The organism is Pseudomonas sp. MF6755, assembly GCF_016405635.1.
GTDB lineage: Bacteria > Pseudomonadota > Gammaproteobacteria > Pseudomonadales > Pseudomonadaceae > Aquipseudomonas > Aquipseudomonas haemolytica.
In genome coordinates this window covers 177,805-199,190 of record NZ_JAEKDA010000006.1, presented here as the reverse complement: position 1 = coordinate 199,190, position 21,386 = coordinate 177,805, and the positions used below count along the sequence as shown (strand labels likewise).

Annotated in this window: 17 protein-coding genes; 5 read left to right on the top strand and 12 right to left on the bottom strand. The window is 59.5% G+C overall.

From position 1 onward, the window contains the following. Positions 1-76: 76 nt before the first annotated feature. The 5 genes from JFT66_RS09660 (at position 77) to JFT66_RS09640 (ending at position 9,243) form a co-directional block, all read left to right on the top strand. Positions 77-709: a LysE family translocator gene (locus tag JFT66_RS09660; protein WP_153870201.1), complete on the top strand. Its 633-nt coding sequence runs from the start codon at positions 77-79 to the stop codon at positions 707-709. A gap of 266 nt (positions 710-975) precedes the next feature. Then, the gene (locus JFT66_RS09655; RefSeq protein ID WP_198859180.1) at positions 976-2,658 is read left to right on the top strand and encodes a fatty acid--CoA ligase; all 1,683 of its coding nucleotides are present in this window, start codon (positions 976-978) and stop codon (positions 2,656-2,658) included. Positions 2,659-2,992: 334 nt separating this feature from the next. Then, the gene (locus JFT66_RS09650; RefSeq protein ID WP_153870202.1) at positions 2,993-4,852 is read left to right on the top strand and encodes a DUF1302 domain-containing protein; all 1,860 of its coding nucleotides are present in this window, start codon (positions 2,993-2,995) and stop codon (positions 4,850-4,852) included. Positions 4,853-4,894: 42 nt separating this feature from the next. After that, positions 4,895-6,259, top strand: coding sequence for a DUF1329 domain-containing protein (locus tag JFT66_RS09645; protein ID WP_034118150.1), 1,365 nt, complete (start codon positions 4,895-4,897; stop codon positions 6,257-6,259). 251 nt (positions 6,260-6,510) lie between these two features. Continuing rightward, the gene (locus JFT66_RS09640; protein WP_198859179.1) at positions 6,511-9,243 is read left to right on the top strand and encodes a LuxR C-terminal-related transcriptional regulator; all 2,733 of its coding nucleotides are present in this window, start codon (positions 6,511-6,513) and stop codon (positions 9,241-9,243) included. A 9-nt stretch (positions 9,244-9,252) separates the two neighbouring features. Here the strand turns inward: JFT66_RS09640 and JFT66_RS09635 are convergent, their stop codons facing one another. The 12 genes from JFT66_RS09635 to JFT66_RS09580 form a co-directional block, all read right to left on the bottom strand. Then, complete coding sequence (locus JFT66_RS09635; protein ID WP_198859178.1) at positions 9,253-9,810, bottom strand: PqiC family protein; 558 nt, start codon at positions 9,808-9,810, stop codon at positions 9,253-9,255. A gap of 14 nt (positions 9,811-9,824) precedes the next feature. After that, positions 9,825-11,474 carry a PqiB family protein gene (locus JFT66_RS09630; protein WP_034118153.1) on the bottom strand — a complete coding sequence of 550 codons (1,650 nt, stop codon included), beginning with the start codon at positions 11,472-11,474 and terminating at the stop codon, positions 9,825-9,827. Next, entirely contained in the window at positions 11,455-12,099 is a 645-nt protein-coding gene (locus JFT66_RS09625) for a paraquat-inducible protein A (protein ID WP_034118154.1), read from the bottom strand. Before JFT66_RS09625 ends, JFT66_RS09630 begins: the two co-directional genes overlap by 20 nt. Then, positions 12,096-12,686, bottom strand: coding sequence for a paraquat-inducible protein A (locus JFT66_RS09620; protein ID WP_153838877.1), 591 nt, complete (start codon positions 12,684-12,686; stop codon positions 12,096-12,098). The genes JFT66_RS09625 and JFT66_RS09620 overlap by 4 nt, the downstream gene beginning before the upstream one ends. A gap of 93 nt (positions 12,687-12,779) precedes the next feature. Continuing rightward, entirely contained in the window at positions 12,780-15,221 is a 2,442-nt protein-coding gene (locus JFT66_RS09615) for a lantibiotic dehydratase (protein WP_198859177.1), read from the bottom strand. A gap of 3 nt (positions 15,222-15,224) precedes the next feature. Beyond that, positions 15,225-16,013: a hypothetical protein gene (locus JFT66_RS09610; protein ID WP_034118157.1), complete on the bottom strand. Its 789-nt coding sequence runs from the start codon at positions 16,011-16,013 to the stop codon at positions 15,225-15,227. Next, positions 16,003-16,917: a DUF692 domain-containing protein gene (locus JFT66_RS09605; protein WP_153870206.1), complete on the bottom strand. Its 915-nt coding sequence runs from the start codon at positions 16,915-16,917 to the stop codon at positions 16,003-16,005. The genes JFT66_RS09610 and JFT66_RS09605 overlap by 11 nt, the downstream gene beginning before the upstream one ends. Positions 16,918-16,981: 64 nt before the next feature. Beyond that, complete coding sequence (gene tglA, locus JFT66_RS09600; RefSeq protein ID WP_198859176.1) at positions 16,982-17,131, bottom strand: 3-thiaglutamate biosynthesis pearlin carrier peptide TglA; 150 nt, start codon at positions 17,129-17,131, stop codon at positions 16,982-16,984. 10 nt (positions 17,132-17,141) lie between these two features. Continuing rightward, positions 17,142-18,284, bottom strand: a complete 1,143-nt coding sequence (locus JFT66_RS09595; protein ID WP_052224541.1) for a M50 family metallopeptidase — start codon at positions 18,282-18,284, stop codon at positions 17,142-17,144. Next, positions 18,281-19,198: a class I SAM-dependent methyltransferase gene (locus tag JFT66_RS09590; protein ID WP_034118159.1), complete on the bottom strand. Its 918-nt coding sequence runs from the start codon at positions 19,196-19,198 to the stop codon at positions 18,281-18,283. The genes JFT66_RS09595 and JFT66_RS09590 overlap by 4 nt, the downstream gene beginning before the upstream one ends. Positions 19,199-19,211: 13 nt before the next feature. After that, complete coding sequence (locus tag JFT66_RS09585) at positions 19,212-19,958, bottom strand: methyltransferase domain-containing protein (RefSeq protein WP_233094140.1); 747 nt, start codon at positions 19,956-19,958, stop codon at positions 19,212-19,214. Positions 19,959-20,150: 192 nt separating this feature from the next. Then, positions 20,151-21,362, bottom strand: a complete 1,212-nt coding sequence (locus JFT66_RS09580) for an MFS transporter (RefSeq protein WP_034118160.1) — start codon at positions 21,360-21,362, stop codon at positions 20,151-20,153. Between the last annotated feature and the right edge of the window lie 24 nt (positions 21,363-21,386).

The following is a 21,386-nucleotide window of genomic DNA, read 5'->3' as shown; positions in this document are numbered from 1 at the left end:
CCTTTTGCGACGAGGTTCGAAGGCGTAATCTGCCGAGCCTATCAGATGAAATAATCAGTTACTTAATGGAGTGAGCATGTACGTCGCCGAGTTTTTGACCGTAGCCTTGATTCACTTGTTGGCGGTGGCCAGCCCCGGCCCGGATTTCGCCGTGGTGGTGCGTGAAAGTGTGACCCACGGTCGTCGCGCCGGGACCTGGACGGCCCTGGGCGTCGGCACGGCGATTTTCGTGCATGTAGGTTATTCGTTGCTGGGTATCGGCTTGATCGTGTCCCAGTCCATCGTGCTGTTCAACGCATTGAAATGGGCGGCGGCGGCCTACCTGTTGTATATCGGCTTCAAAGCCCTGCGCGCCCAGCCGGCCAAGCCTGTCGCCGAGGGCGAGTTGCACCGTGAAGCCGGCGAGCGCACGCCACGCGGTGCATTTACCGCAGGCTTTGTGACCAACGGGTTGAACCCCAAGGCTACGCTGTTCTTCCTGTCGCTGTTCACCGTGGTGATCAACCCGCACACACCGCTGGCGGTACAGGCGGGTTATGGCGTGTACCTGGCGGTGGCGACGGCGTTGTGGTTCTGCATGGTGGCCATGCTGTTCAGCCAGCAGCGTGTACGCGCCGGGTTTGCGCGGATGGGGCACTGGTTTGATCGGACCATGGGCGCGGTGCTGATTGCGATTGGGGTGAAGTTGGCGTTCACCAGCATGAAGTAACGCTTCCAACTTAAGTGGGTACGGTCCAAATGTGGGAGGGGGCTTGCTCCCGATTGCGGTGTTTCAGCCAAGTATTCATCAGCTGATCCACCGCAATCGGGAGCAAGCCCCCTCCCACATTAGATTTCCATGAGCCGAAGATACTGGCGCAAAGCTAGCATTTGCTGGGCCCTGCAAATCATTCCTTTGGCTGATTTGGCTGAAACATAAGCCCTCTACAGTGCAGGTCTTCAAGCCAAGACCGTGCAGTCATTAAAGGGATTCTTATGTTGCAGACCCGTGTTATCCCGCCCGCCGAAGGTGCGTACCAATACCCGCTGTTGATCAAACGCCTGCTGATGTCCGGGACGCGCTACGAGAAGACCCGGGAAATCGTCTACCGCGACAAGCTGCGCTACACCTACCCGACGCTGATCGAGCGCGTCGCGCGCCTGGCCAATGTGTTGACCGCCGCCGGGGTCAAGGCCGGTGACACCGTGGCCGTGATGGACTGGGACAGCCACCGTTACCTGGAGTGTATGTTCGCCATCCCGATGATCGGTGCGGTGATCCACACCATCAACGTGCGCCTGTCGCCGGAACAGATTCTCTACACCATGAACCACGCCGAAGACCGCTTTGTGCTGGTCAACAGTGAGTTCCTGGGGCTCTACCAGGCAATTGCCGGGCAACTGACCACGGTCGACAAGACGTTGTTGATTACCGATGGTGACACCAAGACTGCCGAGCTACCCAACCTGGTCGGTGAGTACGAAACCCTGCTGGCTGCCGCCAGCCCCAAGTACGACTTCGAGGATTTCGACGAAAATTCCGTCGCCACCACGTTCTATACCACCGGCACCACCGGCAACCCCAAGGGGGTGTATTTCACCCATCGTCAACTGGTGCTGCACTCCATTGGCGTGGCGATGATCATGGGCAGTGTCGACAGCGTGCGCCTGCTGGGCACCAACGATGTGTACATGCCGATCACGCCGATGTTCCACGTACACGCCTGGGGCCTGCCGTATGTGGCGACCATGCTCGGCTTGAAGCAGGTCTACCCCGGCCGCTACGACCCCGAATACCTGGTGGAGCTGTGGCGCAAGGAGAAGGTCACCTTCTCCCACTGTGTGCCGACCATCCTGCAAATGGTGCTCAACGCCAAGGCTGCCCAGGGTGTGGATTTTGGCGGTTGGAAAATCGTTATCGGCGGTAGCGCGCTTAACCGCTCGCTGTACGAAGCGGCCAAGGCCCGTGGCATTCAACTGACCGCCGCGTACGGCATGTCCGAAACCGGGCCGTTGGTGTCCTGTGCGCATCTCAATGAAGAGCTGATGGCCGGCAGCGAAGATGAACGCACCACCTATCGCATCAAGGCCGGCGTGCCTGGGCCGTTGGTGGAGGCGGCGATCATGGACATGGACGGCAATTTCCTACCCGCCGATGGCGAATCCCAAGGCGAGTTGGTACTGCGTGCACCTTGGCTTACCGAGGGGTATTACAACGAGCCTCAGAAGGGCGCCGAGCTGTGGGATGGTGGCTGGTTGCACACCGGTGACGTGGCCACGCTGGATGCGTTCGGCGTGATCGATATCCGCGACCGCATCAAGGATGTGATCAAGACCGGGGGGGAATGGATCTCGTCCCTGGCCCTGGAAGACCTGGTCAGCCGCCACCCGGCGGTCCGCGAAGTCGCGGTGGTGGGCATTGCTGACCCGCAATGGGGCGAGCGCCCGTTCGCCTTGCTGGTGGTGCATGAGGGGCACGCAATCGGTGCGCGGGAGCTCAAGGAACACCTCAAGCCTTTCGTTGAACAGGGACATTTGAGCAAGTGGGCGATCCCAAGCCAGATCGCCGTTGTTACTGAAATTCCCAAGACCAGTGTAGGAAAACTCGACAAAAAACGTATCCGCATCGACATCATCGAATGGCAGGCCAACAACAGCACCTTCCTGTCCACACTCTAATGCCCCTCGCCGCGCCCGTTCGGGCGCGGCAATGCTCTATCTTGCGGCTCTACTTGTGGTTTGCCGAATTTCAGCCATCCTTCTCGCGCCGGCCTTCGTCGGTGTGGCGAAAGGGTCGTGGCAGACGGGTTGGTGATGCAAATCACACTTTAGAGGGATCAAGCGATACCCCCCGCTGGCTATAGTCCCCTTCAGAGTTTTTCAAGGATGTTGTGCTTCGGGCCATGGGGGCCCGGTTGTCGTGCGGCATTGGAATCGTTGTATTCCGGCCGTTACATGCATCCAGCCGCAGAACTCACTGCCATAACAATAAAATGCACATGGAGTAGCGTCGATGACCTCAGTAAACCAGTTCTGGCGCCGGGCAAGACTGCCCCTGGCCGTCAGTCTCGCTTCTACGCTCGCCGGGCCCGCATTCGGCGTCAGTTTCAACATTGGCGAGATCGAAGGGAGTTTTGACTCGTCGCTCTCCGTCGGGGCCAGCTGGTCCACGGCCAAGCCCAACCGCGACTTGATCGGTGCCAACAACGGAGGCAAGGGCCTGTCCCAGACTTCCGATGACGGTCATCTGAACTTCAAGCGCGGCGAGACGTTCTCGAAGATCTTCAAGGGCATCCACGACCTGGAACTGAAGTACGGCGACACCGGCGTGTTTGTGCGTGGCAAGTACTGGTATGACTTTGAGCTCAAGGACGAAAGCCGTCCGTTCAAGGACATCAGCGACAACAACCGCAAAGAGGGCGCCAAGTCTTCGGGCGGGCAGATCCTCGATGCGTTCATCTACCACAACTACTCGATCGCCGATGCGCCGGGCTCCGTGCGTTTTGGTAAGCAAGTGGTGAGCTGGGGTGAAAGTACCTTCATCGGCGGCGGCATCAACTCCATCAATCCGATCGACGTGTCGGCGTTCCGTCGTCCGGGCGCCGAGATCAAGGAAGGCTTGATTCCGGTCAACATGTTCTATGTGTCCCAGACGCTCACCGACAACCTGTCGGCCGAGGCGTTTTATCAGCTGGAGTGGGACCAGACGGTTACCGATAACTGCGGCACCTTCTTCTCGCAGCCGGACGTGATCTCCGATGGTTGCAGCAATAACCTGCGCGTATTGAACAAGCGCTCGACCATTCCTGGTGCGGCACTGCCGACCCTGAATGCCCTGGGTGTGGACGTTAACAGCGAAGGTGTACTGGTGCGGCGTGGGCCGGACCGTGATGCACGGGACAGTGGCCAGTTCGGCGTGGCCATGCACTACAACTTCGAGCCGCTGGATACCGAGTTCGGCGCTTACTTCATGAACTACCACAGCCGTGCGCCGATCTTCAGTGCGCAGGGTGCCCCATCTTCGGCCTATACCCGTCCGCTGGGGCCGCTGGCCGCCTTGCGTCCGCTGATCGTAGCCGGCAGTTCGAACTACTTCGTCGAGTACCCGGAAGATATCCGCCTCTATGGGTTGAGCTTCTCCACCACGCTGCCTACCGGCACTGCCTGGAGTGGTGAATTGAGCTACCGGCCGAATGCTCCGGTGCAGTTGAGCACCACCGACATCCTGTTCGCCGGTGTGACGCCGATCCCGGGCTATGGTAATGCTTCTGTGCTCAAAGGTTCGCCGGGCCAGGACCTGCATGGCTACAACCGCAAGGAAGTAACCCAGTTCCAGACCACCTTCACGCACTTCTTCGACCAAGTCATGGGCGCTAGCCGCCTGACTACCGTGGGTGAAATTGGCGTGACCCATGTGGGTGGGCTGGAAAGCAAATCCCAGGCGCGTTATGGCCGAGATCCAGTGTTCGGCCCAGGCACCTTGCCGGGTGGCTTCTGCAACGCGCTTAACAATTCGACCGCTACCGGCGCGGGCCTGCCCAACGCTGCCGGCCTGAACACCAACTGCAATAACGACGGCTACACCACCGCAACGTCCTGGGGCTACCGCGCCCGTGCCATCTGGGAATACCCGGACGTGTTCGCTGGCGTCAACCTCAAGCCCAACGTGGCCTGGTCCCATGACGTCAAGGGGTACTCGCCAGGCCCTGGCGGCAACTTTGAAGAAGGTCGCAAGGCCGTCAGCCTGGGCCTGGATGCCGAATACCAGAACACCTACACCGCGAGCCTGGCCTACACCAACTTCTTTGGTGGCAAGTTCAGCACCGTGGATGACCGCGACTTCGTCGCGTTGAGCTTCGGCGCCAACTTCTAAGCACACTCTTTTCAAGTGGTATGTATTCAGGAAGACCAGAGTATGAAAATAACTAAAAGTCTGTTGCACGTGGGTGTGCTTGGGCTGTCGATCCTGGCGAGCAACGTCATGGCGGCAGTCTCGGCGGATGAAGCCGCCAAGCTCGGCACGACCCTGACTCCGATGGGCGCCGAGATGGCCGGCAACGCGGCCGGTACCATCCCTAAATGGTCGCCAATGCCGACCAACGCCGGCGCGGTGGATGCCCGTGGCTTCCTGGCCAACCCGTATGCCAGCGAACAACCGCAGTTCACCATCACCGCGCAGAACGTCGAGCAGTACAAAGACAAGCTGGCCCCGGGGCAGTACGCGATGTTCAAGCGCTACCCGGACAGCTTCAAGATGCCGGTCTACCCGACACATCGCGGTGCCACCGTGCCGGCTGATGTGTTTGCCTCGATCAAGAAGAATGCCACCACCACCAACCTGGTGTCCGGCGGCAACGGCCTGGAAAACTTCGAGACCGCCGTACCGTTTCCGATTCCCAAGAGCGGCGTCGAAGTCATCTGGAACCACATCACCCGTTATCGCGGCGGCAGCGTGACTCGCCTGGTCACCCAGGCCACACCGCAAACCAACGGCTCCTATAGCCTGGTGTACTTCCGCGACCAGTTCGTGTTCCGCGACAAAATGAAGGACTTCGACCCGAAAAACCCAGGCAACGTGCTGTTCTACTTCAAGCAGCAAGTCACCGCGCCGGCACGCCTGGCCGGTGGTGTACTGCTGGTGCACGAAACCCTGGACCAGGTGAAGGAACCGCGTTCGGCGTGGGTCTACAACGCCGGCCAGCGCCGCGTGCGCCGGGCGCCGCAAGTGTCCTATGACGGGCCGGGTACTGCCGCCGATGGCCTGCGCACTTCCGACAACCTCGACATGTACAACGGTGCGCCGGATCGCTACGACTGGAAGCTGGAGGGCAAGAAAGAAATCTACATCGCCTCCAACAGCTACAAGCTCGACGATCCCAAGCTCAAGTACGCCGACATCATCAAGGCTGGCCACATCAACCAGGATCTGGCGCGCTATGAATTGCGCCGTGTCTGGCACGTAGTCGCCACCTTGAAGGAGGGCCAGCGCCACATCTACGCCAAGCGTGACTTCTTCATCGACGAAGACACCTGGCAAGCCGCGGTGATCGACCACTACGACGGCCGTGGCCAACTGTGGCGCGTCGCCGAAGCCCATGCCGAGAACTACTACGACAAGCAAGTGCCGTGGTACGCCGTGGAAACCCTCTACGACCTGCAGTCCGGCCGCTACCTGGCCCTGGGCATGAAGAACGAAGAGAAGCAGGCTTATGACTTCGGCTTCACCGCCACCACCAGCGATTTCACCCCGGCGGCCCTGCGCCAGGACGGTGTTCGCTAACCTGCACGAGTGACTCAATGTGGGAGGGGGCTTGCTCCCGATAGCGGTGTGACAGTCAACGCATGCATTGACTGATCCGCCTCTATCGGGAGCAAGCCCCCTCCCACTTTTTGTATGTGCTGTCTGTAGGGATATTTTTTGTCGCAGTTCTTTTTCAGCCAATTGTTGCAAAGATCTACAATCCCGCCGCTTTTACCGCTAGTCTGCGGACATCTGCAATGCCGACAACAGCCTTCTACAAGAGCCCGGCGATGACTGATCTGTCCCGAATCCAAGCGCCTGCCAGGGTGGTGATCCCCACCCTGGAAGGTCGTTTCTACAGGCCGCCATTGCCTGACGGCTACGTGCTGCGCCCGCGCCTGTGCGAACGGCTGAATGCCGGCTTGGACGGGCGACTGTTGCTGGTCTGCGCACCCGCGGGGTTCGGCAAGAGTTCGTTGGCGGTGGAGTTCTGCCAGGGCCTGCCAGCCCATTGGCGAAGCCTCTGGCTGGGCCTGAGCCCACGGGACAGCGACCCCGGGCGCTTCCTGGAGCGGCTGCTGGATGGCTTGCAGCAATATTTCCCGCAACTCGGCGCCCAATCCCTCGGCTTGCTGAAAATGCGCCAGCGTCATCAACCCTTTGCCTTCGAAGAATGGCTGGATGGCTTGCTCGATGAGCTGGCGGTCCAGCTGTCGCCGCGCTCGCCTTTATTGCTGGTGCTGGATGACTACCATTTGGCCCAGGGACCGGTGCTGGATCGCTGCCTGCAGTTTTTTCTCAATCATCTGCCCGATGGCCTTGTGGTCCTTGTTACCAGCCGGCAGCGCCCCGACTGGCACCTGGCGCGCCTGCGCCTGTCGCGGCACCTGCTGGAACTGCATGAGCAAGACCTGCGCCTGACCCACGACGAATCCCTGGCCGTGCTGGATGGGCACAGCAGTGCGTTGCGCGGCGAGGCGTTGGAAAACCTGATCCGCCGTAGCGAGGGCTGGGTCGCCGGCCTGCGCTTCTGGTTGTTGGCGGCTTCCGAAGCTGGCGGTAATGACGGTGCCTTGCCCCAGAGCCTGCATGGTGGCGAAGGGTTGATTCGCGATTACCTGCTGGAAGAAGTCATCGACTGCCTGCCTGCCGAAGTGCAAGCGTTCCTGTACGACATCGCCCCTCAGGAGCGCTTTTGCAGCGAGTTGTGTGACGCCGTGCGCGACGCCCATGACAGCGCAGAAATCTTGCGCTATTTGCAGGCTCATCAAGTATTCCTGGTGCCCTTGGATGACCAAGGCCACTGGTACCGCTATCACCACTTGTTTTCCGACCTGCTGCGCACCCGCCGCGAGAAGAGTGCCACCTTGCCGCCTGCCAGTTTGCACTTGCGTGCCTGCCGCTGGTTCAACGCCCAGGGTTTGATCGACGAGGCGGTGGAGCAGGCGCTGCGGGCCGGCCACCTGGATGTCGCAGCGAACCTGGTACAGAACCTGTCCGAAGAGCAACTGTTGGCGGAGCAGAACGTCGGCATGCTACTGCGCTGGAAGATGGACTTGCCCGATAGCCTGCTGATCAGCACGCCGCGTTTGATCGTGCTGTACAGCTGGGCGCTGGGGCTGGCGTGTCAATTGGATGCGGCGCAGGAGCTGTCCAGCTACCTCAGTCGCTTCCTGCCGGCGCCATCGGCCACTGCGCAAAAATCCATGCTGGCCCAATGGCTGGCGCTGAGCGGGATCATTGCCCGTGGGCGCGGGGATCGCGAATTGACCCAGCGCTATTGCAACGAGGCGCTGGAAAGCTTGCCGCAGAAGCGTTACGGCCAGCGTCTTATGTGCCTGTCGACCCTGTCCAACCTGGCGATTGTCGATGCCGACCTGTGGCGCGCCCGTGGCCTGAACCGCGAGTCCCTGGAGCTGGCGCAGCGCGTCGGCAACCCGCTGTTTGAAGCCTTGGCCCATTACGATCGTGCCCGGGTGCTGCAGGCGCGCGGCGAGATCCTGCGCTCCCTGGACGAAGTGCGCCAGGGTCTGGAGCGCCTGCACGGCTTGGCCCCCCAGCGCCTATATGCCGTGCGCGCGCGGTTGTCGCTGTACGAAGGCTATTTGCTGCTGGCGCGTTGCCAGCCCGAAGCCGGTCTTGCGCGTTTGCGCGCCGGCCTTACCGAAGCCCGCGCCTGCCGGGATATCAGCGTGCTGATCGGGCATTGTGTGATCGCCAACTTCGAAGGGCGGCGCGGCGACTTTTCCAGTGCCTTTGCCGAGTTGGCCGAGGCTGAGCGCTTGATGCATATCTGGGACGTGCCGCCGATCTACTACCTGGCGATGATCACCCTGATCAAATGCGAACTGTGGCTGGCCCAGGGGCGCACTGACCTGGCCGACGCCTGGCTGACCCGGCTGGGGCAGACCTACAACGGCGAGCACGCTGCCGCCGCCCCGGAATTTCATCCGCACCTGCCGCAACATATCGAGCTGCAACAAGCCGCACTGGATGCCACGCGCCATCAGCCTGACAGCGCACTGCAACGTTTGGAGGCTCTGGCGCAGCAGGCCCAAAGCAGCGGGCGCCAGATGATTGCCCTGATGGCCTTGACCCAGCAGGCTCAGCTGCTGCTGGAGTGCGGTCAGGAGGCCACGGCCAGGTTGGTATTGACCCGCGCTCTTGAAGCCGGCTCGGGGGGCGCGCTGCAGCCGTTCCAACGGTTGCTGGAAGGCCACCCAGGCTGGATGCGCGAGCAGTTGGGCAAGGATACCCATGGCCTGCTGAACCAGAGCCTGCTGGCGCTGCTACCCCAAGCCAGCGTGGCCCAGACCTCGGCGCATCACGAAACCCTGAGCACCCGAGAGTTGGCGGTGCTGCAATTGATTGCCCAAGGGTGTTCAAACCAGGAAATCAGCAACCAGCTGTTTATCTCCCTGCACACGGTGAAGACCCACGCCAGCCATATCAACAGCAAGCTCGGCGTGGAGCGACGAACCCAGGCGGTGGCGCGAGCCAAGTCCATGGGCTTGCTGGCCTGAGTGCTTGGCTTATGGTGCGCTCGGGCAGCCTTTGAGTGACGTGTCGACGGTTTGATTGATCAGCGCCGCGAAACGCTTGAGGTTGTTCTGGTGCGCTACCACCAAGTCGTCAATGCTCGGCCCAGCGGGTGACTGCAACGTGCTGCGGCAGGTCAGGGCCGGGCGATCGCCATTGACCTGCCTGAGGCGCCAGCGCACGTCGAGCAACGCGTACTGCCCGGGTAGCGAGTCAAAGCGCTGTACTTCCACGCGCAAGGCCACCGCTTGCCGGGGATTGCTGTTGGCCAATTGATCCACCAGCGCGCTCCTCAGCTCATCGGCGAGGCTGGCGGCCCACCACTGGGTTTCAAGAATCGCCAACCCACTGTCGCCCTGGCGAACGACTATCTGTGCGCGTTCGACCTGGGGCGGCACGCTGATGCTTTCGATGCGCACACCGCCAGCATCCGCTCGTGAGCTGCTACTCCAGTGCGCCGGGGTCAGGGTGTGGAAGGCGATGGGTTCACTGCGACACGCTGCGAGCAGCAGCAGGGTGGTCAGCAGCGTGATCTTCAACGGCAATGTCATGGCGGCTCCAGGGGTCATTTGCGCGGTGGTCCTTGCAGGTCGGTCGGCGCGGCGTTATCGGGGCGACCGCGAATCAGCGACTCCGGATGCCGTCCGAGGTAATCCGAGAGCTCGCGCAGAGAGCGTGACATGCGCGCCAGTTCATCCAGGGTCTGGGTCAGTTGTTCACGCTGCGGTGAGTCTTCGGCCAGGGTTGAACTGGCCGATTGCAGGGTCTTGCTCACGTCAGACAGGGTGTTCTGCACGCCGGGCAATGTCTTGGCGTTGAACTGGGCCAGGCCCTTGCGCAACTCCACCAGGCTGCTGTCGAGATTGCCGGCAATGCGCTCGATCGGCAGTTGGTTGATCTTGTTGACGATGCCTTCGAATTTTTCCTGCAACTGTTCCAGGTTGCCGGGGATGGTGGGAATACCGACGGGACGCTGGTTCGGGTCAAACGCGACTTTGTCGGCTTTGGGGAAGAAATCCAGGGCGATATACAGCTGGCCGGTCAACAGGCTGCCGCTGCGGGCCTGGGCGCGCAGACCGTTCTCGATAAAGGTGCCGATCAAGCGCACGCCGGCCGCTTCGTCATCGGGGTCGCGGTTAGTGGCCTTGAGTAGCTTGGTATTAGCCTCCCCGAGCAATTGTGGATAAATCACGATGCCGACGTTGACCGGGAAGCTGCGTTTCTTCGCATCGAAATCCAGGTTGATCGACACCACCTTGCCGAATTCGACGCCGAGGAACTCGACCGGCGCGCCGACTTTCAGCCCGCGCAGGGCCTGGTCAAAGCGCAGGACCATGTATTGCCCCTTGCCATTGGGTGGGGCGAGGGCGCTTTGCTGATCTTCGAACAGCTCAAAGCCGCGATTTTCCTCAGCCGGCTTGTCGTTGGGGTTGTAGGGCGGCGCCTGGAAGGAGATGCCTCCCATCAACATCGACGACAAGGATTCGGTTTTCAGTGCGAAGCCATTGGCACCCACGCTTAAATCGACGCCGCTGGCATTCCAGAAACGGGTGTTTTCGGTGACATACACATCATTGGGCGCATGCACGAAGACTTCGATATTCACGCCCTTGCCCTCGTTGTCCAACTCATAGGCCACCACCTGGCCCACCGGGATTTTCCGGTAATAGACTGGCGAGCCTATATCCAGTGAGCCGAGGCCCTGGGTGTGCAGGGTGAAACGTTTGCCGGGCTCGCCGTAGGTGATGGGTGGAGGGTTTTCCAGGCCGGTGAAATGTTTGGCGCGGGTTTCGGATTGGCCGATGTCGGCGCCGATGTAGTCACCGGAAAGCAAGGTGTCGATGCCGGACACGCCGCCCGCGCCAATGCGCGGGCGTACCACCCAGAACTTCGAGTCTTCGCGGGTGAAGCTTTCGGCCTGCTTGGACAGCTCGATGGTGGCGTTGACACTTTTCTGGTCATCGCTCAAGGCGACGTTCGAGACTTGGCCGATCACCACGTTACGGTATTTGACCTCGGTTTTGTTGGCCACAAGCCCGCTGCCGGTCTTGAAGTTGAGGGTGATGGTCGGGCCTTGTTGCATGACGCTGTGAACCACCAGCGAGATGCCCACCAGCACGGCGACAATCGGCACGATCCACACCAGCGAAACGCTGAAGCGACGCGTCTTGATCGCAGGTTTCCCCGCAGGGGTGTCAACGTCGTGTGGCGTCATCCGAGCGCTCCTTATAGTGTGGGTTTTCCCAGATAAGCCGTGGATCGAAACTCATGGCCGCAAGCATGGTGAACACCACCACCAGGCCAAAAAACAGAATGCCCAGGCGCGGCTCGATAGTGCCCAGGGCCTGGAACTTCACCAGCGCGGCCACCAGTGCGACCACGATCACATCGAGCATCGACCAGTAGCCGATCAGCTCGATAAACCGGAACAGCTTCGAGCGCTCTTTACGCGCCCAAAGGCTGTTGCGCTGCACGGTGATCAGCAGCAGGGCCAGTGACACGAACTTGATGCCTGGCACGGCGATGCTGGCGATGAAAATGATCAGGGCAATGTCCCAGGCACCATGCTGCCAGAACTCCAGCACGCCGCTCATGATAGTGCTGTCTGCGCCCGAGCCGAGCATGGTGGTGTTCATGACCGGCAGCAAATTTGCCGGTACATAAAAGGCGAGGGCGGTGAGCATGTAGGCCCAGGTTCGGGTCAGGGATTGAACCTTGCGCCGGTGCAAGGGCGCGCCGCAGCGGTCGCACTCGGTGGGTTCCAAGCGCATGTCGCAGGGCTGGCCGCAGGTATGGCACAGGCACAGGTTGAGTTCGCGGGCGGTGGGGGGTGAATTCATACGGTGTCCCACAGGTCGCGCACATCGCGCCCGGCAATGCGGATGAGCAACAGGCTGAGGGCGGCCAAGGCAAACAGGCCGGTGCCGGGGATCACATCCAGCATGCCTGCCAGTTTGAACACCGCGACCATCGCGCCCAGCAGGCAGACTTCCAGCATGCTCCAGGGCCTGAGCGCTTCCAGCCAGCGCATGCACAGCTTGAACGCCGGGGAGCGCCTGCCGGCCAGGGCGTAACTCAATACCCAGATCAGCAACAGCAGCTGAAACACCGGCGCGATGATGATGGAAATCGCCGCCACCAACGCAATGAACGTGATCGGCCCAAGGCTCAACGCCACTACCGAATCCCAGAGGGTCGCGCTGTTTTTCAAGCCCTGCAGGCTGATGCTCATCACCGGATAAAAGTTGGCGAAGGTCCACAGCACCGCGGCGGTCACCGTCAGGGCGAGGCGTTGTTGTACCGACAGGCCGTTATAGCGCTGCAGCACGCCCGAGCAGCGTACGCACAAGGCTTTTTGATGCTTGGCGAGCGTGACCTTTTCGTACACGCAGTCGCAGTGTTCGCAGATGATCTGCTGATTCGCCATAGGTGCTGCTCCAAATGCGACCGGCTGCGGTGTTGGCCGCTGCCGGGGGGCAATCGCGTTTGCGTAGCTTAGCAGCGGATGCCACCGTTTTACCTAACGCTTTATCTCCTTATGGGTAGAAAACGTTGTGCGTATTTCACAACAAAATCGGCCTCGCGCTTGCGCGAGCCATAGCTCCTCAGGGCAAGGGCGCATTTCCGAGAACTTCACCTGGCTGGCGCTCTGCAGGGCATTGCTGATGCCGTCTAACGACAACGGGTTATCAAAGTCGAGAAATAAGGGCTTGGGCTCGGAGTCAATCTTGATGAAGGCATAGCGCGGCAACCCCTGGGCTACTGCCCAGGAGCGCCATTGCAACGTATGGTCAAGATCGTCGATGGAGGTTTTCAGTTGCGGCAGTTGGTCGCTTGAGAACAACCAGGAAGCCCGTTTGTAGAGCGCGCGCCCCAGCCAGATACGGCGCTGATCGTGTTTGGCGACAGCGCTGCCGGCCAGGGCGAAACCGAGGCGATGCAGTGGGGTCGGGTAGACGCAGAGCAAATCTTCGCTGAATTGGCCCAGGGCATCGATTACCTGCAAGCGTCCATTGGCGTACGTCACTTTTGCCCGGCCGGCGGCAAACTGTTGATGCGCGGCGACGCAACCCCCGCCGGTGGGCAGTACCAATTGCTGATAGGACGGCAGCAGTGGCCAGTCGATATGGGACCGCTGGTAACTTTCCGGCGAGTCAGCCAGAACCAGCCGCGGACGCTGGAAGATCGCCTCTACCTCTTCGTTCACCTGAGTATTGAACGGACCGAAGGGTGCCGCAACGGGCTGGCTGAGGGTATGCACCGCCGGGTGAACTTCACCCACGATGATGGCGTAATCGCCTCGGTTGATAGCGTCCACCGATGCACTGGAAAGCAGAAAGTCCGGCGAGTGGTAGTCACTGCCAAACACCTCGAAGTCGGTGACGCCCAGTTCGGCATCCAGACGGCTTATCAGGCGTTCGACGTCTGCAGCCCGCAGATGCACATCGAGGTTGTCCGGGAAGTCCTCCAGTTGCTGTGCCCAGGCATTGTCCAGGCGCTGCTCCAGGTCGATGACAATTCGCGCTTCAATCGCTGGCAATAGTGGAGCCAGTGAGTTGAGCAGGTCGAGAAAATCCACGGGCGTGCCCGCCAGGGCGTTTTGACGCTGCTCCCATACTTCAATGAACGCCTGGTTGAGCTGATGCGCGATGGCTTTGATGAGCCATTGGTGGATTCGCATTAGTGGCCCCAAGTCATCATTTATCTGCGCGAGCAAGCCTCCACCCAGACTGATAGTCATGTTTCTCGAACAGTCTTCGTACACGGGGTAACGACCGACATACATAGCACCGGTTTCTCGACTGAGGTCGACACTGGCTTCAGCGAGCAGTTGGTTCAGCGTATCCAGGCATTCCGTGCGGCGCTCAAGGTCGCCTATGGCGTAGTCGCGGCGTGCGTTTTCCAGCTTCTCCAGGCGCAATTGCCAGGTTTGGCGAAAGGCTTCAGGTAGTCGGGCATCTTCCAGCCAGCGTTGCATCTGTTCTATCGGCTGACGCTCGCGCGGCGACATTCGCCAGCCACGACGCACGATGCGTTTGCTGACCAAATGTTCCAGCAGGTCGCGCAGGGCGCTGGCTGGCGTGTCCGCACTGGCGTTCAACAACCCGCGAAATGTCGGCGTGCCATCGCCTGGGTTGTTGACGTAGGCCAATACCTGCGCGGTTGGCGGGCTCAGGTGCTGCTTTTTGCCGATCGGCATGAACAAGGTCTGTTCTTGCAGGTAGCAACCCGTGTTGAGTTGCAATGGCATGCAGTCGAGGGCAGGGCATTGCTGGTTGATTTGATCGACCAGACGTTGTACTGCCCAGTTTTCGAAAAACGTATGGCGGTCCTTGATCCATGCATCACCGTAAGTGACGTGCATGTTCTCTGCCTGCTGGGGATCGAATCGGCCCCAGGCCAGGGGGCCGAAAAAGCTTGAGGTGTCGTTTTTGGCGCAGAAACGCTGGGCATAGCTCCAGCCTAATCGCAGCTTCTGTTTCTTGCGCGTATCGTTTTTGGCGTACCGGTCGCGAATCAGCTCACGCGTGCGCGTCAATGCGGCCGGGTTGGAAATGAACAGAGCCTCGGCGACTGCGTCGTCATCCAGAAAGTCGATCAACCCTTGGCGGGTGCGTTCCAGGTAAGCCTGGTATTGCTGGTCTGCCTCTGTGCGTGTTGCGGTCTGTTCCAGTAAGCCATTCCAGTCGTGTACGGCAGCGGTCAAGGGCTCGCGCAAGGCTTGCGGCAGGTCGGCGATCTGCAGCGTGAGGCCTTCGTTGAGTTTACGAATCAGCTTGCGGCAGGCTTGGGGTGAGTGGGCATTGGCCGCTTCAAACAGGATGGCCTTCACCGCTTGCAGTGCGCGAAAACGCTGTTCAAAGGCACCGCAGGCAGGCAGCTCGGAAAAGCCTCCGAGCGCGGTTAGGTGATGAATGGGGAAACCGGTTGAGCGCAGCCAGAAGTAATGTGAGCTTTGCATGATTCAGGCCGGCATCCTTATTGCGTTGAGTTGATGCAGCTTGCCAAGCACCGCGAGATCATCGCCGTTGTGGGGGACATGCGATGCCAGATCCTCAAGCAACCGTGGCTGTTCCAGGTCGGCGTAAAGGCGTGCCGCCTGCGGGCTGATGAGCGTGAATTTGTGCCGAGCCTCGGGGTTGGGTAAATACACCAGGATGTGCTGACAGGCCGGTTCCAGCGGCCCGCGTCCCAGTTGGGTCTTATCGCGCAGCCAGTGTGAGAGCGCAAAGCGGCTATGGTGAAGGCGGGCCTGGGCGGTACGTTGATAACGGCCAGGTACCGGAACGGCGACGTCCATCAACCCGGTGTATAAATGAACGCACTCGCGTTCAAGCCCGATCAGGTCCCGGATCTCGGGATGATCGGCCAGCTCCTGGCGTTCCAGTAAGAATTCCAGTACCGCGTCGCAATAGCCATACACCCTTGGCCCAAAGTCGAACCAGTCGTGTTCGCGCAAAAACGTCCGGGAGAGTGTGGGTAGATCCAATCCGATGTTGATCAGCGCGCGCAAGGTCAGCGGGGCGCCGGTCTCCAGCGCATTGGTAAAGGAGTTGACCAGGCGGAACTGGTAGTTTTCGACGAACCACTTCACGCGGTCGAACTGGCCGGCATAGGCTTGCAGAATCGTGCGTTCATCCTCAGGAAAATGTTGCAGCCATTGCGTTGCTCCCTGCGCCTGGAACAACTGTTGCTGCAAGGTTTCATCGCGCAGCAGACGCCGCCAAAGCTTCCAGACCTGCTCAGCATCCATGCGCCAGCTCCCGTGCAGGTTGGGTGTAATGATTCCAGATTTTCTGTGCTCGCCGGACGTCGGTGACGATCATGTGTTCGTCATTGGCATCCATTACCCGGGTGAGCGCATGGTGGGCCTGCCCTTGATATTCCAGGATGATCGCCGAAGGTCGGGCCCGTGACATCAGTTCTTCGTACAGGTCCCAGACAGGCTCGGGCACGCTGGTGTCATGCCAGTCGTGATAAAGCCCCTCGTGCCAACTGCCCCCGGCCAGGTGCACCGAGATCACCTTGTCCAGCGGCAAGGTATCCAGGTAGTCACGCAGGTCGAAATCCTTGAGGTTCAGGTGGTTGGTGTAGATGTTGTGCAGGTCCAGGTGCAGAAACGTACCGGACTGCTGCACCAGCCGGGCGAGAAACTCGGCTTCGCGCATTTCTGCGCCTGGGCATTGCAGATAATAGGCTGCGTTTTCATGGGCCAGCGGCATCCCATAGTGCATTTGCAACGCCTTGGCCCGTTCGGCACAGCGCAGTACTTCGGCGTTGGAGAACTGCAGGGGGCTGCTCCAGATATCCAGCCATGAGTTATCGCCATAAAAGCAATGATTGGCCACCCACGGGCTGTTCAACATCTTCGCCAGGGGTACATGGCGCTGCACCGCAGCAGTTTGCTCCAAAGGGCTGAAACCAAAGTCGCAGCCGTAATTGGAGTGCGCCAATAACGTGAACTTCTCGGCCAGCCGCTCCATCATCGCTCTGGCCGCCGGCTTGATGATCTGCGGACCGTCCATGGGCGCCATGATGTTATCGAGCAGGATTTCCAGGACATCGACTTCAATGTCCTCGAAGGGAAACCAGTCAAGGATCTCGGGGTTGTACTGAATGCCCACGCCAATCGGGTCGGGCTTAACGAATTGAGTCATGGGTTGCCCTGTCAGGCGAAAGAAGGGGCTTCCCCGGCTGCAGGCCGGGGAAGGTTTGGAACCGTCAGGCAAAAACCTTGCTCTCGATGACTTCGATGTCATCCAGGTCGAACTCCTCGAACAGCGCCTCTTCGGTCGCTTGGGGCGCGGGAACGGACGCGTTTTCGGCGGGGTGTTCGTTATTGACGATCGGGGTGGTTGGAGATTGAGTCATGGCACTTTCCTCAGGGGTGGTTGAATAGGCGGATCACAGTGAAGGCCGTGAAGCACCAGGCGATGACCCATCCCAGGCAGGTCAACACACAGGTGCTCCAGTAGAGTCTGCGCAGCTGTGGGGAGACCGGCTCCGGCGCTGCGCGGCGCGAGCGCCGCACATAATTGAACGCTCGCTGGCGCAAGCGTGGCTGCTCCAGGCATTCGATAATTGCCAGGTAGGTGTCGCCATTGAAGATCGGGAGCAGGGTCGGTATCAGGGAAATGAACGACGCTACGACCATCACCACGAACAGCGCGGGGAAAACGCCTTGGGCATCTCGGTACAACGCCCACAGGACGATCCCGGCACCGGCGTACATCAGGCTGACCATCGGGCCTGCCAGGATGGTGATGACGCGTTGATTCAGGGGAAGTTGCGACCACTGTTTTTGCACTGGACGTACCCAGCCTGTGGCCAGTAGCAAGTAGATACCAATGCCGAAATCGTTGACTTTGACGCCATAATGTCGGCATGCCATGGCATGGCCAAGCTCATGCAGGGCAATGGACGTGATGATGACGGGGAAGTGCCAGATCAACCAACGGTAGCTGTGCACATAGGTCGCGGCAGCGTCAGCCATGAACGCGTCAAAGTGCATACCCAGGTAAACGAAACTCGCCAGCGCCAACACCAGTAGCGGCACATTAAAGGTCGCGCGACAACACCATGGAGCCCACCGGTAAAGGTGATCGAGCAACGGCTGCGGGTTGGTCTTCACAAGGTTGATCAACAAGTGTTCTTTCAGCGGGCCATAGGTGATACCCGTGGCCGGGTCGCGCAAGTTACTTTTATGAGCCGTGTGCTCGCTGCTCAGCAGTTTCAGGTTGAGCAACTTTCGCTCGAATTGCACCAGCTTCTCGGGACTGATCTTCATTCGGTGACGGGCAAGGGCTGAGGCCATGATGTCGGAGTGGCTGCTGTGGCCATCGAATAGCAACGCGAGGGAGTACTCGGCCTTGCCCAGTTCAAAACCGAGGTCCGAAGACGGGTCATAGAGTTGGTAACGTTGCACGGCGCTATCGGCTGCCGGCGGTGTCACGATCAGGTCATTTCTGAAACAGGCATGGGCTGGCGCTGCAAGCTTCCTGGTCGCATAGGCTGAGCTGCTCATGGCTGAGCCCACCACGCGTGCAGGCGCGGCCTATAGGTTTCCACCAGCGCTTTGCGGCCTTGAGCCTTGACGTCGGCCAGGCGCTCGTCCGTGCGCTGATGACTGGCGCGGCCCAGCACAAAAACCGCCCCAGGGCGGGTTGGGCCGCAGACGGGTTCATGGGTGGTGCGGATCGGTTCCCAGCCATGTTTACACATCAGGTGTTCGATGCTGCTGGCGCTGAGGTAGCGTCGATGGTTATGGGTCAGGAAGCCCTGTTCGAGGCCGTAGCCCAGGGCGCGGCCCTCAATCAACAACAACCCATCGTCCGCACTGGCCTGCCGGCACAATTGCATGACCTGATTGACGTCATGGACATGTTCCAGTGACCCATTGATGATGATCAGGTTGTATTCGCCAGTGGGGCTCATGTGCTCAGCGCCCACCAGGTCGATGTCCAGGCCGATCCTCTTGCCGTATTCCACATAGGCACGGTCGGGATCATTGCCTCTGACCGCCCAGCCATGTTTGGCAAACGGGATCATCAACCCGCCCGCGGAACAACCGACGTCGAGCATTTTGCCTGTGGCGGGAAGTAGCTCTTTGAGGTACCGATACAGGTGTTCTCCGCGGCGTACCTGGTCAAGAAAAAACGCGCGCTCCGGTTCTGAATTGCCGAACAGGCTCAGGCGGTAAAACTTGTCGTAGTAAGCGTTATAGAAGGCTTCCTCGAAGCGGTATTGCTGAAAAATATGCCCGCATTCCTGGCAACCCAGTACAGGCAAGTCTACCGCCTGCTCGCCCGGCCCATGAACGCTGTGCAATAGTACCCAGTGTTGTTTGGAGTTGCACAGTTCGCAGTCCATCTTGTGCGCGCGAAAAGTGTCAGGCATTTGCAAGCGTTGTAAGTATTTTTGTTCTATAGGTGTGCTCACGATGACATCCTGGTCACTTGATGCAGAAAAAACCTTCAAAGCAGATGTATTTGAATACCGTGGTTATATCCTTAAAGCCTGCACGGCTTAACAGGTCGATATTTCCGGCGGTGGAGAAGGGTTCAAGGACACCTTTGAGGCTTCTGGTCTTCGCCAGTATTTCATCGGCGCTATAACCTTGGTCGCGTTTGTAGTCCACGTAGAGACTACTGAGAATGTCCTGAAAGCGCGCATCCGGCCCGCGGACTTTCTCGAACATGATGAACGCGCCTCCCCAATTCAATGCTTCGTATATTCGATCAAACAGGGCCTGGCGGATGCGCGGGTGCACGAATTGCACCGTGTAATAAGCCACGATCAAATCGCTTTTTTGATAATCGAACGTCAGTATGTCATCAGTTACAAAGCTGACATTGGGCTGCGGTGCCGCGCTCAACAGTGTGTTCGCCTGGCACGTCATCGCATCTTCCACATCGATGCCTACCCACTTTGTCGAGGCGCAGTGGCGTAATGCAAGTTGGCGAGTCAGGGTGCCGGTAGAACTGCCCAGTTCATAACAGGTACTGTCGCTCTTTACAAAAAAGTCGCTGAGTGACAAAACGATTTCATGCCCATCTTTATATCGGGGGACGGACTTTGATACATGCGAGTCAAAGTGCTGCGGCGTTGTGCCACCGAAACTCCAGGCCGCATTGCGCGACTCGACACCGTCACCGACGGTTTCATAGGGAAGAGCAGGCGAAGTCATCAAGGTAGACATGTTCATTCACATCCATGCTGGAGAACGTTGAGGTGCGTCACTGTGGCGAGCGCGATGTGAATCGCACTCGACACGTTAGCGTTTGTTTTTTATTGTCCCGGCTGCCCGAGAGAGTTCTTGTTGCCAGGTTGATTGCCGGCCCCGTCTTCGAGGTGCGGCGATAGTTAGTCAGCGTTGATTGTAATAACGCATTTACGCCGTCGCGCCGACCATTGTTCGTCGCCATACAAGACGCGCCAATGTGATCGACCAGTTGCACAGGGCGACAACCAGGATGATATAGAGCAACGTCGACATGCCATGGTTGACGATGACTTTACCGGCCAACAACGGAAACCCGAACACACCGACAAAGTAGGAGAGACTGAATAACACCAATGATTGAGCGGTCTGGCCGGCGGGTGCTTCATTGGCTGCCAGTCCGTTTATCACGGAGTAAGTCAGGCCATAACCTACCCCGAGCACAACGGCGGCTAGCAAATACGCTGCTGAGGAGTGTACGAAGAAAGTGAACATCAACACCGAAACCACCATCAGCGCACTCAACAGGCTGGACATCAGGTAGGGATCACGTTTGACGATATAGCCTGCGACCAGCAGGCGACAGGAGATCGCTGCGCTCATGAAGCCCAGGAAGAACAGGGAGTAATCGAGATGATTAAGCGCGGCATAGGACGTCTGGAAACTCGAGAGTCCGCCGAAGATCGCGCCGCCGAGGCCAACCATGATGATGGCAAATACCGCCTTGGAACTTAGCACTGCCTGCGCTGCCCGGGCGCTGATCTTGCAAACGGTCACCGGCCCAAGGCGCGCTTGTTGCTGCTTGATGTTCGGCCCGAGCAGGAAAAACACCAATCCCCCTGCCAGGCTGGCGATCGCGGCCACTACAAACGCCGACTCCACGGAATAGCCCAGCGCCTCGGAGGCTCGCCCGACCAAAGGCCCCGTGCCTATGCCACTCATCATGCTGCCCGACAGCAAGGCAAAATACTTCACGCGCCGGGCAGGTTCTATGATCATCGCCACAATGATTGGTCCAAGGGTGTAGAACACGCCCCATCCAAACCCCAGGATCAAGCCGCTGGCCAACAGTGCCACGCCGAAAGCAGGCACGGTTGCGAAGCCCAGGCAAGCCGCTGCCAGTAGCACAGCACCCGCTGCGATGGCTCTGGGCGCGCCGATCAGATCGGTCAAGTGGCCTGAGAATATGACTGCCAGGAACGTACTGAGCATCGCAACCGAGATGATCGTACCGGCGTCGGACTCGCTGCCGCCGCTTTCCCTGAGCTTCATTGCCAATAGGAAAGTAGTGCCGTAAGACAGGGATAGTAAATAGCTGCCCAGGCAAAACAGGCCGAACAGCCCGTTGCCAGTAGCGTGGCTCGCGGACGTTTGTGAAGACATGGGCTTCTTTCCTTGTGGAATCGA